This is a genomic window from Adlercreutzia sp. ZJ138, from assembly GCF_011038935.1.
Taxonomy (GTDB): Bacteria; Actinomycetota; Coriobacteriia; order Coriobacteriales; family Eggerthellaceae; genus ZJ141.
Genome location: NZ_JAAKEA010000017.1, coordinates 11625 through 28291, shown reverse-complemented (window position 1 = coordinate 28291; position 16667 = coordinate 11625). Strand labels below are relative to the sequence as shown.

The 16667-nt window shown below is 57.1% G+C and carries 13 protein-coding genes; all 13 read left to right on the top strand.

What is annotated here, in order from left to right:
* The first annotated feature begins 58 nt into the window (after window positions 1-58).
* Window positions 59-1369: a histidine--tRNA ligase gene (hisS, locus tag G7Y43_RS07770; protein WP_165045752.1), complete on the top strand. Its 1311-nt coding sequence runs from the start codon at window positions 59-61 to the stop codon at window positions 1367-1369.
* 366 nt (window positions 1370-1735) lie between these two features.
* On the top strand, window positions 1736-2650 hold the full coding sequence (locus G7Y43_RS07765) for a substrate-binding domain-containing protein (RefSeq protein WP_165045750.1): 915 nt from the start codon (window positions 1736-1738) through the stop codon (window positions 2648-2650).
* A gap of 186 nt (window positions 2651-2836) precedes the next feature.
* Window positions 2837-3697, top strand: coding sequence for a phosphate ABC transporter permease subunit PstC (pstC, locus tag G7Y43_RS07760; protein ID WP_165045749.1), 861 nt, complete (start codon window positions 2837-2839; stop codon window positions 3695-3697).
* Window positions 3694-4665 (top strand): phosphate ABC transporter permease PstA, encoded by a 972-nt coding sequence (pstA, locus tag G7Y43_RS07755; protein WP_165045747.1) that lies wholly within the window; start codon window positions 3694-3696, stop codon window positions 4663-4665. The genes pstC and pstA overlap by 4 nt, the downstream gene beginning before the upstream one ends.
* A gap of 121 nt (window positions 4666-4786) precedes the next feature.
* The gene (gene pstB, locus G7Y43_RS07750; RefSeq protein ID WP_241158205.1) at window positions 4787-5527 is read left to right on the top strand and encodes a phosphate ABC transporter ATP-binding protein PstB; all 741 of its coding nucleotides are present in this window, start codon (window positions 4787-4789) and stop codon (window positions 5525-5527) included.
* 192 nt (window positions 5528-5719) lie between these two features.
* Complete coding sequence (locus G7Y43_RS07745) at window positions 5720-6412, top strand: response regulator transcription factor (protein ID WP_165045745.1); 693 nt, start codon at window positions 5720-5722, stop codon at window positions 6410-6412.
* Window positions 6413-6422: 10 nt separating this feature from the next.
* The gene (locus G7Y43_RS07740) at window positions 6423-7949 is read left to right on the top strand and encodes an ATP-binding protein (protein WP_165045743.1); all 1527 of its coding nucleotides are present in this window, start codon (window positions 6423-6425) and stop codon (window positions 7947-7949) included.
* A gap of 173 nt (window positions 7950-8122) precedes the next feature.
* Window positions 8123-8659, top strand: a complete 537-nt coding sequence (locus G7Y43_RS07735; RefSeq protein WP_165045741.1) for a GNAT family N-acetyltransferase — start codon at window positions 8123-8125, stop codon at window positions 8657-8659.
* 17 nt (window positions 8660-8676) lie between these two features.
* A complete protein-coding gene (locus G7Y43_RS07730; protein ID WP_165045739.1) occupies window positions 8677-12051 on the top strand; it encodes a DEAD/DEAH box helicase in 3375 nt (1124 codons plus the stop codon).
* Window positions 12052-12397: 346 nt separating this feature from the next.
* The gene (locus tag G7Y43_RS07725; RefSeq protein WP_165045737.1) at window positions 12398-13003 is read left to right on the top strand and encodes a hypothetical protein; all 606 of its coding nucleotides are present in this window, start codon (window positions 12398-12400) and stop codon (window positions 13001-13003) included.
* A 289-nt stretch (window positions 13004-13292) separates the two neighbouring features.
* A complete protein-coding gene (gene loaP, locus G7Y43_RS07720; RefSeq protein ID WP_165045735.1) occupies window positions 13293-13823 on the top strand; it encodes an antiterminator LoaP in 531 nt (176 codons plus the stop codon).
* A gap of 92 nt (window positions 13824-13915) precedes the next feature.
* A complete protein-coding gene (locus tag G7Y43_RS07715) occupies window positions 13916-15895 on the top strand; it encodes a nucleoside-diphosphate sugar epimerase/dehydratase (RefSeq protein WP_165045733.1) in 1980 nt (659 codons plus the stop codon).
* Window positions 15885-16628 (top strand): sugar transferase, encoded by a 744-nt coding sequence (locus G7Y43_RS07710; RefSeq protein ID WP_165045731.1) that lies wholly within the window; start codon window positions 15885-15887, stop codon window positions 16626-16628. The genes G7Y43_RS07715 and G7Y43_RS07710 overlap by 11 nt, the downstream gene beginning before the upstream one ends.
* Window positions 16629-16667: the final 39 nt, after the last annotated feature.

Here is a 16667-nt window from a genome sequence, read left to right as displayed (position 1 = left end):
TGAGCGGTTAGCGCTACAATGATCCGGTTCACGATGTCTGATAACGAAGGAAACACCTATGGCTATTCAATCTCCCGAAGGAACGTTCGACCTACTACCCGACGAAGCGGAGTTCTGGGCGCGCTTTAAGGCAACTGCCGCCGAGGTGTTTGGGCGCTATGGCTACGTGACCATCGAAACACCCATCGTTGAGCGAACCGAGCTGTTTGTGCGCGGCATCGGCGAGGCTACCGATGTGGTGTCAAAAGAGATGTTCACTGCCATTTCGGGGGAAAACCTCAAGCGGCTCACCGACGGTGGCAGCGTGAAAAGCTCAAGCCGCCTGTCTTTGCGTCCAGAAGGCACTGCCGGCGTGGTCCGCGCCGTGGTGCAGCACGATTTAGTGCCGCAGGGGGCAGCACCTGCAAAGCTTATGTACGCAGGGCAGATGTTTCGAGCCGAGCGCCCGCAGAAAGGCCGTCAGCGTCAGTTCAACCAGGTAGGCATCGAGTGCTTGGGGGCCGAAGCGCCCAGCGTCGACGCCGAGGGAATTATCATGCTCATGCGCTTCTTTGAGGCGGTGGGCATTCCGGTTTCCGCAACGCGCCTGCTGGTGAACTCCATGGGCTGCGAGGAGTGCCGTCCGGCGTATCGTGAAGCCGTGCGTGCCTACATGGCCGAGCATGAAACGCAGTTGTGTGAGGAATGCCTGCGTCGTGCCGACATTAACCCGTTGCGTGCGTTCGATTGTAAAAACGAGGGCTGCCGTGCTGTAATGGACGGTGCTCCGAAGATTACCGATCACCTGTGCGACAGCTGCCGCGATCACTACGAAGCGGTGAAGTCGTATCTGGATGCAGCAGGGCTAACCTATGTTGAAGACCATAAGCTTGTACGCGGACTCGATTACTACACGCGTACGGTGTTTGAGGTGCAGGTAACCGAAGGCATGGGCAGCCAAAACGCCATCGGTGGCGGCGGGCGCTACGACAAGCTGGCCCAAGAAGTGGGCGGGCGCGCTACGCCTGGTTTCGGCTTTGCGTTGGGCTTTGAGCGGTGCGTGTTGGCCTTGCGGGCGGCGGGCGTCGAATTCCCGCGGGCGGGAACCTGCGACCTCTTCGTGGCTTGCGCAGGCGACGAGGCGCGGCCGCAAGCGTTTTTCCTGGTGCAAGCCGTGCGCGATGCCGGGCGTGCCGCCGAGCAAGACCACCAAGCACGCAGCTTAAAAAGTCAGTTCAAGCTTGCGAACAAGCTGGGCGCGCGTTATGTGATAACGCTGGGCTCTGACGAACTGGCAACAGGCACGGCTGTCCTGCGCAACATGGAAACGCACGAGGAAACGCCGGTTGACCTGGCCGACGTGTCCGCAATTGTCGCCGCGCTGGAGTAAATCGCCAGCGTCCCTGAAAGCTTCCTTTTCCAGAAATCCGCCCCGTCGGCTGTGAACAAAGCCGACGGGGCGGATTCGCTTCCGTAAAGAAACTATAACTGGTCGTCCTACAAACGTAGGGTAGCCAAAATAAACCGCTCCTTCCTGAAAAACTTTACATTTCTCATTCACTTCTTTACTCGGCCTTTCCCGTTGCGTGATGGCAGCCTGATACGTCGCGCCGATCATGGTCATATGCGGATGTGCGGGCGCGAGATGTCGTGTTCTGCGCAATATAGCCGCGCGATAGCGGCCACCGCGAGGGGTGGTCGTAATGGATGCGGCGGTTGTGAAAGCCGCCCTGACAAGAGGATTGAAGGGAGAAGCATGAAAAAGAAGGTTTTGGGAGTCGTCCTCGCTGCTGTAATGGCGATGGGCGCATTCGGCCTCGTGGGTTGCAGCTCGCAGGGGAGCGATTCCGCCGAGAACTCGGGTGGCGAAGCCACTCCGGCGGAAGCCGCTGGCGAAATTTCTGTGTACTCGCGTGAAGACGGTTCGGGAACTCGCGGTGCATTTGTTGAGCTGTTCGGCATTGAGGAAAAGGATGCTTCGGGCGAGAAGGTTGACATGACCACGCCCAGCGCTGCTATCACCAATTCCACCTCGGTCATGATGACGTCGGTTGCAGGCGATCCTAACGCAATCGGTTACATTTCGCTCGGTTCGCTGAATGACACCGTGCGCGCGGTTCAGATCGACGGCGTGGCAGCCACGCCCGAAAACGTGAAGAGCGGCGACTACAAGGTTGCTCGCCCCTTCAACATTGTTACCAAGGAAGGCCTGTCCGCAGAGGCTCAGGATTTCATCAACTTCATCATGAGCGCTGACGGCCAGAAGGTTGTGGAAGAGGCTGGTTACATTGCTGTCGACAGCGAGGCGAAGGCCTATGAGCCCAGCGGCGTGAGCGGCAAGATCGTGGTTGCTGGTTCCTCTTCGGTGACGCCGGTCATGGAGAAGCTGGCCGAGGCTTATGAGGCACTCAACGAAGGCGCAACCGTTGAGGTGCAGCAGTCCGACTCCACCACGGGTGTGAACATGACGGTTGAAGGCACGTGCGACATCGGCATGGCTTCGCGTGAGCTGAAGGACTCCGAGAAGGAATCCGGCGTTGTTTCGACTGTCATCGCTCAGGATGGCATCGCAGTTATCGTGTCGCCCGAATCTGCTGTGGCCGCTCTTACCTCCGAGCAGGTGAAGAGCATCTACACCGGTGAAGTGACCGATTGGAGCGAATTGGCGTAAGGCCCCTATCGAGCGCCTGCCCGCGCCGTGTAAGGCGCACGGAGGCGCACCTGTTCGCCCATCCCTGCAAGTGGTGTCCTCGAGCGCACTGCTTGCAGGGAGGGCTGGCTTAAGGTGCGCCGCCTGTTTGAATGGCGTAAAGGGCGGCGCTTGTTGGGTCCGATCGCTTCGATGAAAGGAGCAACCATGTCGTCATCTGCGGCGAAGGAGGGGTTGGCGCGCGCCCTGTTCGCCATTGCAGCTGCGGTTTCCGTGCTTGCAGTGGTGCTCATCTGCGTGTTTTTGTTCGCCAACGGCGTGCCTGCTATGGCGCAGATTGGGCTGCCTGAATTCCTGTTTGGCAGCACCTGGCGTCCGGCGAACGACTTGTATGGCATCTTCCCGATGATCGTGGGTTCTATCTACGTAACAGCGGGTGCCATGATCGTAGGCGTTCCGACTGGACTTTTGTGTGCGATTTTCTTGTCGCGCTTCGCGAGCCGCGGTGTGGCGGCGGCGCTGAAGCCCGGCGTTGAGCTTCTGGCCGGCATTCCCAGCGTAGTGTATGGCTTCTTCGGATTGGTAGTTATCGTGCCGTTCATTCGCGAGAACATGCCGGGACGAGGCTTGTCGCTTTTGGCAGCGGCTTTGCTGCTTGGCATCATGATTCTTCCGACGGTTATTACGGTGGCGCAAAGCGCAATTGACGCCGTGCCGCGAAAGTACTACGAAGGAGCGCTTGCGCTGGGGGCCGACCATGAGCGTTCGGTGTTCCGCGTTATCGTTCCGGCGGCAATTTCCGGCATCATGGCGGCAGTTGTGCTGGGCGTGGGCCGCGCCATCGGCGAGACGATGGCCGTAATCATGGTGGCAGGCAACCAGCCGGTTATCCCCGGTTCCATTTTCGACGGCGTGCGTACCATGACCGCCAACATCGTTCTGGAAATGGGATACGCGGCCGACTTGCACCGTGGAGCGCTTGTTGCAACCGGCGTGGTGCTGTTTGTGTTCATTCTGCTGATCACCATGCTGTTCAATGCAATCAAGAGACGAGGTGAGGTGAAATGACGTCGCAATTCGCATACGCGCCCGAAGCTGCCGGCTCTTCCGGATCGGGTGGTCAGGTGCCGGGCGGCAATGGAGCAGACGACCTGTTTGCTGCGGCCGAAGCGGCGCAAGAACGCCGCCGCCGCACGGTTTCGGCGCTGCTTCGTGTGCTCGTGTACGCAGGTGCTGCCTTAACGGCGCTGGTGTTGGCGTTTTTGGTAGGCTACATTCTGATAAATGGTGTTCCCTACTTAACGCCGAGCCTGTTTGAATGGGAGTACACCTCCGAGAACGTGTCGCTTATGCCGGCGCTGGTAAGTACGCTGGTTATGGCGGGGCTGTCGCTGATTATGGCGGTGCCCGTTGGCGTGGGAAGCGCAGTGTATTTGGTGGAATACGCCCCGCGAGGAAGCCGCTTCGTGCAGTTGGTGCGCACCACCACCGAAACCCTGCAGGGTATTCCCTCCATTATCTATGGCCTGTTTGGCATGCTGTTCTTCGTAACGGCGCTGCAATGGAACCTGTCGCTTCTGTCGGGTGCATGCACGCTGGCTATTATGGTTTTGCCGGTGGTTATGCGCACGACCGAAGAGGCGCTGCTGGCAGTGCCCGACGCCTACCGCGAGGGCGGGTTTGGCTTGGGCGCAGGCCACTTGCGCACGGTGTTTCGCTGCGTGCTTCCCACCGCTATTCCTGGCATCTTGGGCGGCGTGATTTTGGCGCTTGGTCGATGCGTGGGTGAGGTAGCGGCACTGCTGTTCACGGCTGGAACCATCGCGCAGGTGCCCAACTTCGTGGGCGAGGGCGCATTTGCCGTATTTGATTCGTGCCGCACGTTGGCGGTGCACATGTACGTGTTGGCAAGCGAAGGCCTGCACGTGAATGAAACGTACGCCACCGCCGTTGTGCTGCTGATCATGGTGGTTGGACTGAACCTTTTGGCCACGTTTGCGGCCACGAAGATGAAGAAAGGAAACGATGATGACTAATGCGGTGATGGAGCGCACAGATGCCGCCGTCGTGCCCGAAACCGGAAAGTCGCCCGTTGCGTTTGCGGCGCCTGTGTCGGAGTTCTCCCACACGGCAGTGCCCGTTGAAACGGCTTCGAAGATGGAAGTGCGCGACCTTGACCTGTACTACAAGAGCTTCCATGCACTGAAGGGCGTAAACCTCACCTTCCCGAAAAACCAGGTAACGGCTCTTATTGGCCCGTCGGGCTGCGGCAAGTCGACGCTGCTGAAAAGCCTGAACCGCATGAACGACTTGGTTGAGGGTTGCCGTGTTGAGGGTTCAATTACGCTCGATGGTAGCGACGCCTATCGCGAAATTGACGTGAACAACCTGCGTCGTCGCGTTGGTATGGTGTTCCAGCAGCCAAACCCGTTTCCGATGAGCGTGTACGACAACGTGGCATTTGGCCCGCGTACGCATGGCATTCGGAAGAAGTCTGACCTTGACGACATCGTTGAGCAGAGCTTGCGCGATGCTGCCATTTGGGATGAGCTGAAGGACCGCCTGAAGAAAAACGCTCTGGGGCTTTCCGGCGGACAGCAGCAGCGTCTGTGCATTGCTCGCGCGCTTGCTGTGCGCCCCGAGGTGCTGCTCATGGACGAGTCCACGAGTGCGCTTGACCCCATTTCCACCGCTAAGATCGAAGAGCTGGTGGGCGAGCTGAAGAAGAGCTACACCGTTATCATGGTTACGCACAACATGCTGCAAGCGCTGCGCGTTTCCGACAAAACGGCGTTCTTCCTGCTGGGTGAAATGGTTGAGGCGGGCGATACCGACACGGTGTTCACGTCGCCGAACGACGCCCGCACTGCCGACTACGTGGCAGGCCGCTTCGGCTAAGCTGCTTCGGAGGTTCAGCTGCTAGAAGGCACGGCGAATAAGCTGACAGGCTGCTCGGCAGTTCGGCCGCGCGGCGCATAGTTGGCTGTTCGACTGGTTGGCTCAGTGATTTTGCCGACGGCTGCGCTTCTTTACTTAAATTTGATGCATGAAGGCTCGCGCTTGGTTCGCGAGCCTTCTATAATCAATCGCATGATTTACTACGTTGAAGATGATACCAACATTCGCGAGCTTGCGGTGTACGCCCTTAAGCAAGCGGGCTTTGAGGCGCAGGGGTTTGCCCACGCCGATGAGTTCTTTGTCGCATGCAAAAGCAGCCTTCCCGATTTGGTGCTGCTTGACATCATGCTGCCCGACGTTGATGGCATGGAAGTGTTAAGCCGCTTGCGAGCTGACGCTGCCACGGCGGCGCTGCCGGTGATGATGCTTACTGCTAAGGGTACCGAATACGACAAGGTATGCGGGCTCGACGCGGGAGCTGACGACTACCTGGCAAAGCCCTTCGGCATGATGGAGCTTGTATCACGCGTAAATGCGCTGTTGCGGCGCGCCCGCGTGTCTGCTGGCTCGCAGCGTGGCGAACTTCGCGTGGGGCCCATTGCGCTTTCACCCGATGCACACGCGGTTACGGTGGATGGCGTGCCGGTAACGCTTACGCTGAAGGAATTCGATCTGCTGCATGCGCTCATGCAGAACCGAGGGTGCGTGCTTACGCGTGCGCAACTGCTCAAGGACGTGTGGGATATTACGTACGTGGGCGAAACTCGTACAGTGGATGTGCACGTGCAAACGCTGCGGCAAAAGCTGGCAAGCGCGTGTGAAGGAGCCGACAAGTTAATCGCCACGGTTCGCGGTGTGGGGTACTGCCTGAAAGTGCCCGCGTAGGCGGCGGGCCATGGAAAACGCCAAGCGCGCGCAAAGCCTATCGGGGAGGATTTTCGCCACGGTGTTGGCGTTTACCGTGGGCGTTATTGCGGTTACCGCGCTGGTTATTACCTGCATCTACTACGCTTTGGTTGAGCACGACAACGAAACACGCTTGCTCATTTACACGCGCGATGTTGCCGCTCATTTGGAAAACGTGGAACCTTCCAAGCGCATCGAGGTTTTAAGCGGGCAGTTTTCTGGTGAGGTGCGTTTAACGCTTATCGCTTCAGATGGCGAGGTTCTCTACGACAGTGCCATGGGTAAAACCCGCGAGCTCCCAAACCATGCCGACCGTCCTGAAGTGCTTGATGCGGCGCGCACAGGCGAAGGGGCAATCACACGCTTTTCCGACACACTGCGAACCGACACCGTGTATGCTGCCGTGCTGCTTGATGACGGATCGGTTATGCGCGCATCGGAAATGCGAAAGTCGCTGTTCGCGTTTGCGCGCGGCATGGTGTGGCCGGTGGTTGCGGCAAGTGTGGTAGCCGTGGTGCTGGTGCTGCTGCTGTCGCAGGTGCTCACGCGACGCATTATGCGTCCCATCGACGCGCTCGATTTTGCCGACCCGCTGAAAAATGACATCTACTCCGAAATGGTTCCCTTGCTCGAACGAATTGACGAGCAACAGCGCCAGCTCAAAGAACAAAATGACGAACTCGCGCGCGCCGAAAGCATGAGGCGTGATTTCTCCGCGAACGTGTCGCACGAGATGAAAACCCCCTTGCAGGTGATATCGGGGTATGCCGAACTCATGCGATCTGGCATGGTTCCGCCCGAAGACACCGCGCGTTTCGCGAGCCTTATCTATGACGAGTCGCAAGACATGCGCTCGCTCATTAACGACGTGCTCACGTTGTCTCGGCTTGACGAAGTTGGCTTTGGCGGCGTTGCGGCGGGACGCGTTGATCTGCTGGAAACCGCCAAGCGCATGGCGGCGCGTTTGTCGGCGCTTGCTGCCGAGCGCGGCGTAAACGTGACGGTAGACGGCGAAGGTGCAACGGTGCTCGGCGAAGGCACGCTGCTTGAAGAAATGCTGTACAACCTTATAGAAAACGGCATTCGCTACAACCACGTTGGTGGCAACGTTCAGGTAACGGTGTGTGAGGAATGGGTAGCCGATGCGTTCGCCTCGGCCGATTTGAGGCTTTCCCCCCAACAAGCAGCCCAAATGTCACACGGGCGCGTAGCTGCAACGTCGGGTGCGTGCGGCGCGCAGCGGCAGGCAGTGGTGCGCGTACGCGACACAGGCCCGGGCATTCCTCCCGAGGCGCGCGATAAGGTGTTCGAGCGCTTCTATCGCATGGAGAAAAGCCGTTCGAAAGAAACGGGCGGAACAGGTTTGGGCTTGGCTATTGCAAAGCATGCGGTGCTCTACCATAACGGCACCATTGAGGTGGAAAGCGAAATGGGGAAGGGTAGCGTCTTTATTGTGCACATTCCCGCCGCCGACCAGATGTCAAGCTTCGAGCCGTTCGCTTCCTCACGGCGGTAACGCTGCCTACGTCCCCGTTGTCCCGTGCTATCTATTCCTGGCTAACCCGTGGGAAATGACAGGACACCTTCTGCGCGTCGCTGACATCTGCGCGTGTCGCCTCTGCGCTGCACAAACACGTGATAAACTTTCTCCTTGCGTGAAAGCGCGATTGAGTTGATGGGAGCGCAGGCATGGACGGCGAACTGACGCTGCGCGTCGCTCGGGCAGGCGACACCGAGCGCGTGTTAGATTTCTATACGCAAATGATTGATCAGATGGCGGGCACCGATTTCGATGTACTGTGGAAACACGACGTGCACCCTTCGTCGGAGTTTCTGCGTGCGTCAGTTGCCGCAGGTGAGGTGCTGTTGGGCGTGCTGAGCGATGGGTCGGTGGTATGCGCGCTGGTGATGAACCGCGAAGGCGCCCCAGGATATGACAGCGTGCCGTGGCTTGTGCCCGCCGCGCCGGGTGAGGTGCTGGTGTTGCACGTGGTGGCAACGCTACCCGCTTATCATGGTCGCGGTTTTGCAAAACAGCTGGTGAAAGCCGCCATTTGTGCAGCGCGCGAGCAGGGTGCGCGTGCGTTGCGCTTAGACACCTTTACTACCAACGTGCGTGGTCAGCGCCTGTACGAAACGTGCGGGTTTACGCGTGTAGGCACCTTTCCGGTGTTCTACGACGATCTGGGTACGGTCGATCTTGTCATGTATGAGTTTGCGCTGTAGGCAGCAGGGGCAACGGTATGATTACAACATGGGATGTCGAAGAATGCTGCACGTCGCGCACGTTTCAGCGGGCGAAGCAACTTGCGCGGCGTGTTGGTGGCATAACGAAGAAGCGGTGTGGCTATGATACTGGTCTGACGTATCTTTCCGGCTACGTTCTGTCATCAGATGGCTGGTCCGAGAACTACAGAGTTGACGTTGAACTCGATGAGAACACAGACGAAGTGTATGACTACTCGTGCACGTGTCCGGCCGCGTTCAAGTACGATGGCATGTGTAAGCATGCTGCTGCGCTGGCGCTGGTATATCTGGACAATCCAACGGCGTTTAAGGGCTATCGCCCCGACCGGACGCCCGAAACCAGCCCATCGATCGACGCGTACATAAAGCGCATAAGTCGCGTGCGGGCCGAACGGGAGTCGCTTATAGACCCAGTGGGACTCGACGCTTTTCTCTCGTACGATTACGGTGACTGGTCGGTACGTTTCAAGGTGCGAGGCCCACGCGCCAGCTACGTAATGAAGAGCATCAGCAGTTTTCTGGATGCGGTGCACAATGCGCAATTTGTTACCTACGGGAAGAAGCTTGCGTTTACGCATGCGCCTGCCGCATTTGATGAGCATGCCCGCAAGATTATCGATTTTCTTGAACGCGCGGTCGAGAATCGCACCCGTCTTGACAATTTCCTATTCTGGCATGGTCGCGCAAAAGTGCTGATCGAACGTGATCTGTCGTTGTCGGACGTTGAGGTTATTGAACTTCTCGATTTGTTGGCCGATTATCCCTTCGAACTGAGCTGTTCGGGTCCCAACCTTGCTACGCGCTTGATGGTGGAAATCCGGCAATGTGACCCGTGTATTCCCTTGAGAATCGAGCGTAGTCGTAAGGGCGGGTACGTGATTGATCGTACGAGCGACATTGTGTTCGTGGCGGTACACGACCGTATGTATGTGTTGCAGGATGACGGGCTGTATAACTGTTCGCCATCGTTTGCGCGCTGTGCCGACTTTCTGCGCAGTGTGTACGAGTCCTCCGACGATGAGCTCTATATCGCGCCTGAAGATGCACCGCTGTTCTGTGCTGCGGCGCTGCCACTGCTCGAAGAAACACTTGGCGTGCAGGCACCGCCCGAGTTTGAGCAGTTGCGGCCGGTGCCGGTGCAATTTGAGTTCTACTTCGACTACACGAAGAAGACCGACCTGATAGAAATTGAGGCGCTGGCGCGCTATGGCGAACAAGCTTTTCCGCTAACGCTGAGCTCTGACGCGGCGGGTGCTGGTGCTGCGGCGGGTGCCGGTGCGTCCAAGGCCGCAACAGCGGGCGCCGCACCAGCAGCCGCCGAGGTCGAAGCCGCAGCAAAGGCCGAAGCGCCCATAATGCTGCGCGACGAAGTGCTCGAGCGGCGGGCAGCGTCACTCGTGCGCGAATTCTTCGAGCCCGATGCCACGTTGCCGCTCGGTGATGGCTCGAAAGCTGGCAAGCTGCTCTTCGGTGGGCTGTCGCAGTTTAGGGAAATGGGCGAGGTGTTCACCACGCCGGCGTTTGACCGGCTTACCAGCGACAAGCGCCCGCACGTGACAATGGGCGTTTCCTTGGCGGGAAACCTCATTAATCTTGATGTGTCGTCAAGCGACCTTCCGCCCGACGAACTGGCGGCGCTGCTTGCGGGCTACCGCAGACGCAGGCGCTACCACCGTTTGAGCACCGGCGCGCTGTTAAACCTCGCCGACCTCGATTTTTCCGATGTCGATCGCTTGGTGGACGACACAGGCCTAAGCGTGGGCGATCTTGCCCGTGGGCGCGCGCAGCTTCCCGCATACCGAGCGCTTTACTTAGATGACGAATTCGAAAGCGCCCGCCGCGACGAGTCCTTCGAAAGCTACGTGGCTCGCTTGCGCTCGGTAGATCAGTCGTCGTATCAGGTGCCGCCCTCGCTTGTTGGCGTGCTGCGCCCGTATCAGGCAGAGGGCTTCCAATGGTTAAGTGCGCTTGCCGACATGGGATTTGGCGGCATTCTGGCTGACGAAATGGGCTTGGGAAAGTCGGTGCAGCTTATTAGCTTCCTGCTGGCGCGCGCGGAAGCAGCCCGTGCGGTGGGCCCGTCGCTTATCGTGTGTCCGGCGTCGCTTGTGTATAACTGGCTAGCCGAATTCGCCCGGTTCGCGCCCGAGCTTTCGGTACGGGCGATGGAGGGCCCCAAGCTCGACCGTTACCGTATTCGTACTGAGAGCGGCATCGACGTGCTGGTGGCCTCCTACGACATTACGCGCATGGACATAGACGACCTCGAACAACTTCAGCTTTACTGCTGCGTGCTTGACGAAGCACAGTACGTGAAAAACCACACGGCGCTTACCACCCGCGCCGTGAAGCGTCTGCGCGCGCAGCACCGCTTTGCGCTTACGGGCACGCCGGTGGAAAACCGCTTGTCGGAAGCGTGGTCTATCTTCGATTTTTTGATGCCGGGGTTCTTAAGTTCCTACATGCGGTTCCGAGAGCGCTATGAGCTGGGTATTGTGGGTGGCGATGAAGAACTATCACAGCGCCTGCAAGCGCTGCTAGGGCCGTTCATTTTGCGCCGCCGCAAGGCGGGCGTGTTAACCGAGTTGCCCGAGAAAATAGAGTCGGTGGTGCGTGTGGCGTTAGGGAGTGAGCAACGACGCTTATACGATGCCGCCGAACAACAGCTGCGCCAAGAGCTCACCGTTCAGAAGAAGGCGTCGGCCAGCCGCAAGAATAACAGCAAGAACGGCGGCAAGAACGGCGGCAAGAACGATGCTGCTTCCGAGAAATCGCGTGTAGAGGTGCTTGCCGAGCTGACGCGCTTGCGCCAGATTGCACTCGACCCAGCACTTGCGTTTGAGAATTACCAGCACGGCTCGGCGAAAACCGACGCCGTTATAGAACTTGTTCAGCGCGCCTGCGATGCAGGCGAAAAGGTGTTGGTGTTCTCACAGTTCACCAGCTATCTGGCGCGTTTTGCCGACGAACTGAAAGCGCGGGAATTGTCGTATTTCCGCATTACGGGGTCGACATCTAAGAAAGAGCGCGTGCGGCTGGTTGACCGCTTTAACACCGACGATACACCGGTGTTCCTTATTTCGCTGAAGGCGGGCGGCACGGGTCTTAACCTTACCGGTGCGAGTGTGGTGGTGCATGCCGACCCGTGGTGGAACGCCGCTGCCACCAACCAGGCAACCGATCGTGCGCACCGCATTGGGCAGCGCCATGCGGTAAGCGTGTACAAGGTTATAGCCGCAGGTACGGTGGAAGAGCGCATTCTGAAATTGCAGGAAGCAAAGGCTGAACTGGCCGAAAACGTACTGGGTGCGGCAGGGGCGTCGTTATCGGCCCTCACAAGCGAAGAACTGCTTGATTTGCTGGAAGGTTAGGGCGCATTGTCTGGGGAAACACTGATGAAAGGCTGTTCTGCCTTATAAACGTAAGGGCTGGCGGATTTTAATCAGTGTTTCCTTGGAGATATAACCCCAGGTAATAATGCCTTTTTGTGTTGTCAAAACGTACACGTTTTCAACTCGCAAAAGCTTGACCATTATACATATTCCCTCTCTTGTAAAAGCCCAGAATAGGGCTTTTTTCACACGTAAAGTCGGACAGCGGCAGCGCTTTGTCATCCCTTTTTCACCCGTTTTCTAAACGTGTGCTTTTTGATGACGTCTGTGTACGGAGGCTTCTCTGCACTTTCAGGCGCATCAAAGCAAGAAGGAGGAAAGCGGGTTGGTCGCAAGCGGAATTGGTGCTGCTACGAGGCTTTCGGGTAGTACTGCACGCAACATAGCGCTTGGTGGCATGCCTGTTGGTAGAAGGTCGCCGCGCGGCAGGCGGCGGTGGTATCTGGTGCACGCCCCTGGGCGTGAGCAGGCCACCTGCGACAAGCTGCGCAAAATTCTGCCCCCCGACTTGCTCGAGGACGCGTTTGTCATGCGCAAAGAGCGCTGGCGCAAGTACCACGGCGCATGGAGGCTCTACCCGGTACCAATGTATCAGGAGTACTTCTTCGTCGTAACAAAAGACGTGCTGGCGCTCGACAAAGAGCTTGCCAAGCTCACCTTCCCCGCGCGCATAGCGAAGGCCGACGGACGTCACTTCGCGCCGCTGGCGAAAGGCGCGCAACAGTGGTACGAGGGCGTGCTCGACACCGAGCGCGTCATCCGTACGAGCACCGCTGTCATAGAAGACGGCGTGCTGCATGTGCAGTCCGGCCCGCTGGTGGGTCAGGAAGACCGTGTGGTGAAGGTGGATCGTCACAAGCGCTTTTGCTTTGTGGACGTGGACGAAGGGTTCGCCGAGTGCGTTCCCCTGGACGTTCCGTTCAAAAGCTAGGAAACACTGATTAAGGCCGTCTTGCATTGCGAAGTTGGGGCTGACGGAATTAATCGGCGTTTCCTTGGGGAAAGGCTCTGCCTTTAAAACCCCTCGGTGTAAAGCGATGCCGCGTTCGGCGTTCGTACAAGCCGTGGGGAATGGATATCCCGTCGTTTCTTAGGGGAAGGTCAAAACGGCCCCCAGTGGCGAAGCCGTGTCTGGAAGTTGGGCTTTGCGAGAAGCCTTTGCGAAAAGCTGTGCGCGGCTTCCGTGTGCAGCTTCGCTATTGGTAAGAAGGAGGAAAGTCGTGGCTCCGTGGTATGCCGTTCAGGTGTTTACCGGGCAAGAGGATAAGGCGGTTGGCCTCATAGGACAGACCCTTACCATTTCGGGTGAAGAGAACCTGGTTGACGAGGTGTTTGTCCCAAAGAGAAAAACCCTCACAAAGCAGCACGGTGAACTTGTGGAAGGCGAAACAGCCCTCTTTCCTGGCTACATTATGGTTGTAACCAGCAAGGTGGAACGCCTTTCTGCTCTTCTGGGGAAGGTGCCCGCCTTCACCCGGCTTTTGGGAACCGACGGGATGTTTACACCCTTAGCCGAGGGTGAGGTGGCGTGGATTTGCGCCTTCACGCAGCGAAAGCATCGGACGGTGGAAATGTCTGAGGGCTTCGTGGAAGGTGGCCGCGTGGTTGTCGCAAGCGGCCCTTTGGTGGGCCGCGAGGCCTTAATCAAAAAAGTCAACCGCCGCAAGCGCGAGGCAACACTAGAGCTTTCCATTCTGGGAAGAACAGTGGAAGTAAAGGTGGGCCTGAGTCTTGTCAGAAAGAAGCAGTGAAGTTGAGGCTTCTTCCTGGTGTCCATGGCGTTTGCGCCAGGCGGCAAGAAGAGAAGCAGAAGAGAAACATCTGTCACAAACCAGAAAAGCGAATGAGCGAAACCGCAGAACAACGAAATATAGATGCACAGAACGGCTCGAAATCGGGCCGTTTGGCTCTTTCGAAGCAGTTGGGGAAAGGGGCTTCTGGTACAGGCAAGGTCCGTGCGCTGATAAAGGCGCTACCCCTGGTGCTGCTCGACGTTGTTGCAACAGCAGTTGCCTACATTGTTGCAGCATGGGGTACTGGTGTGTTCGATGTTATCTTAGGGTTAGGTGACTTCGCACAGATGGTAGCGGCAATTGCTGCCATCAACGTAGTCGTGTTTTCCTGTGGTCACCTGTACAGCTCACTTTGGGAATACGCAAGTACAAGCGAACTTGTGCGTGTTGTTTTGGTTACTACCGCAGCATCCATTATTGCGGATGTGGTAACAGCTGTGGTATTCGGCCAGCGCTTGCCACTTCGCGTGTATTGTGTCGCCTGGCTCGTCTTACTTGTTGTTTGCGGCGCTAGCCGCTTTGCTATCCGCCTGTATTCGGGCCGCAAGGGTTGGTCATTTTTCGGAGTGAACGAAAAGAGTGGCGCTTCACGTTCGTTAGTTGTAGGGGCAGGAGAAACAGGTGCTCTTACGGTAAAGCGCATGTTAGCAGGAAACCCAGATCTGCCAGGAGTTCCTGTGGCGCTTGTAGATGATGATCCTGCCAAGGTAGGAAGTCATGTTCACGGTGTCAAGGTGATGGGAACCTGTGACAGCATCCCCAGCATCTGCGAGAGTGGTCGTATAGATCAGATTGTATTGGCAATGCCACGCTCTACCAAGGCACAGCGTGACCGCATCTTTCAGTTGTGTGTTCAAACGGGTGTGCGTACGCTTACCTTGCCACTTATCCAAGACATGCCGCGAGACCTTGATGACAGGATTCCTTTGCGTGAAGTTGAAGTATCTGACCTTTTGGCGCGCGAAGAGAAAGCGCTCGATCTGTGTCAGATGGGATATGTTGCTGGCAAGTGCGTGCTGGTGACAGGCGGGGGCGGCTCTATTGGAAGTGAGCTTGTACGACAACTGTTACCCGCCAAGCCAGCACAGATAATCCTGTTTGATATATACGAGAACACTACCTATGAGCTCTATCACGAGATATGTGGCCAGTGTGCCGATGAGGGCATTGAACTTAAGGTTGAGATCGGATCCATTACACACTTGCCTGCCATCGCCGGAGTCTTTGATCGCTATACCCCTCAGGTTATCTTTCATGCAGCAGCACATAAACACGTACCGCTTATGGAAAGAAATGCCCGAGAAGCTATAGAGAACAACGTGTTTGGCACGCTGAACGTGGTTCGATTGGCGCATGAGAAGGGCTGTACCCACTTTGTACAGATATCCACTGACAAAGCAGTAAACCCCACAAACGTCATGGGCGCTACCAAGCGCATGGACGAAATGATCGTTCAGTACTACGCAGGAATCTCAAGCACGGTATTTACCTGTGTGCGCTTCGGAAACGTTTTAGGAAGCCACGGCAGCGTTATACCGCTCTTTAAGCGCCAACTTGCAGAAGGTGGACCCATAACCGTTACCCACAAAGACATTACCCGTTACTTCATGACTATCCCTGAAGCAGCTCGCCTAGTCATTACTGCCGGTGCTATGGCGGAAGGTGGTGAGGTGTTCGTACTCGATATGGGTAAACCCGTTCGCATTTGGGACCTAGCGGCAAACTTGGTCACCCTATCAGGTCTGAAGGTTGGTCGTGACGTAGAAATCAAAGAGGTTGGTCTGCGCCCTGGCGAGAAGATGTATGAAGAGCTTCTCATGGACGACGAAGAACTGCTACCCACCAGCCATCCCGAAATCCGCATCAGCCGCGCTGCAGCCAAAGATGCAGGAGAAATCGAAGGCAATCTAGCCAAGCTTAAGGCGTGCCTAGACGAAACCAACGACGAGATCAAACTTGTCCTCGCCGAGGTTGTGCCGACGTATCGCCCTGAGCTGCATAACGGGAAGACGGATACACATGCTGCGTAACCTGGAAGGTGTCGCATCTTCGAAAGAGGCTACGGACAGCGCGTCAGTGGAAAGTGCTCCTGCAGTCTATGGACGTACTGCAACATCTGCGCAGGTAAGAGAAGAACTGCAGCTCGACGGTAGATATGGGTATCGCTTCATTAAACGCACCTTCGATATTGCTGTGAGCGGGTGTGGGCTTATCGCACTCTCGTGGCTTATCGCGGGTACAGCAGTTGCAGTCAAGGTAACAAGTCCCGGCCCTGTCCTTTTCAAGCAACGACGAGTTGGCAAGGGCAAGAAACTCTTTTGTATCTATAAGTTTCGTACTATGCGAATCGATACACCGGATTTGCCCAGTCACATGATTGATGCCAACGAATGGATGACACCCATTGGCGCAACACTTCGAAAATACAGCCTAGATGAGCTACCGCAGTTGATCAACATTCTTAAAGGTGACATGAGTGTGGTGGGACCAAGACCTTCCCTTTGGAGCCAGTTTGACCTGGTGTCCGAGCGTGACAAGTACGGTGCCAACGAAGTGCGCCCTGGGCTTACCGGCTGGGCACAGATTAACGGCCGCGATGAGCTTACCATCGAGGCCAAGTCAGCATTTGATGGTGAATACATGCGCAGGCGCGGAATTGCATTTGACTTTAAGTGCTTCTTGGGCACGTTTTCGAAACTGTCAGGTTCTGAAGTTGTGGAAACAACGGTACCAGGGCATGAAGGCGAAGGGGCAGCGCAGTGAGAATTCTGGCTGTTTGCCAGTACTATCGCCCTGAGCCGT

Coding starts and splice junctions, on each gene's coding strand:
- hisS (WP_165045752.1), top strand. CDS start 59: ATGGCTATTCAATCTCCCGAAGGAACGTTCGACCTACTACCCGACGAA.
- G7Y43_RS07765 (WP_165045750.1), top strand. CDS start 1,736: ATGAAAAAGAAGGTTTTGGGAGTCGTCCTCGCTGCTGTAATGGCGATG.
- pstC (WP_165045749.1), top strand. CDS start 2,837: ATGTCGTCATCTGCGGCGAAGGAGGGGTTGGCGCGCGCCCTGTTCGCC.
- pstA (WP_165045747.1), top strand. CDS start 3,694: ATGACGTCGCAATTCGCATACGCGCCCGAAGCTGCCGGCTCTTCCGGA.
- pstB (WP_241158205.1), top strand. CDS start 4,787: ATGGAAGTGCGCGACCTTGACCTGTACTACAAGAGCTTCCATGCACTG.
- G7Y43_RS07745 (WP_165045745.1), top strand. CDS start 5,720: ATGATTTACTACGTTGAAGATGATACCAACATTCGCGAGCTTGCGGTG.
- G7Y43_RS07740 (WP_165045743.1), top strand. CDS start 6,423: ATGGAAAACGCCAAGCGCGCGCAAAGCCTATCGGGGAGGATTTTCGCC.
- G7Y43_RS07735 (WP_165045741.1), top strand. CDS start 8,123: ATGGACGGCGAACTGACGCTGCGCGTCGCTCGGGCAGGCGACACCGAG.
- G7Y43_RS07730 (WP_165045739.1), top strand. CDS start 8,677: ATGATTACAACATGGGATGTCGAAGAATGCTGCACGTCGCGCACGTTT.
- G7Y43_RS07715 (WP_165045733.1), top strand. CDS start 13,916: ATGAGCGAAACCGCAGAACAACGAAATATAGATGCACAGAACGGCTCG.
- G7Y43_RS07710 (WP_165045731.1), top strand. CDS start 15,885: ATGCTGCGTAACCTGGAAGGTGTCGCATCTTCGAAAGAGGCTACGGAC.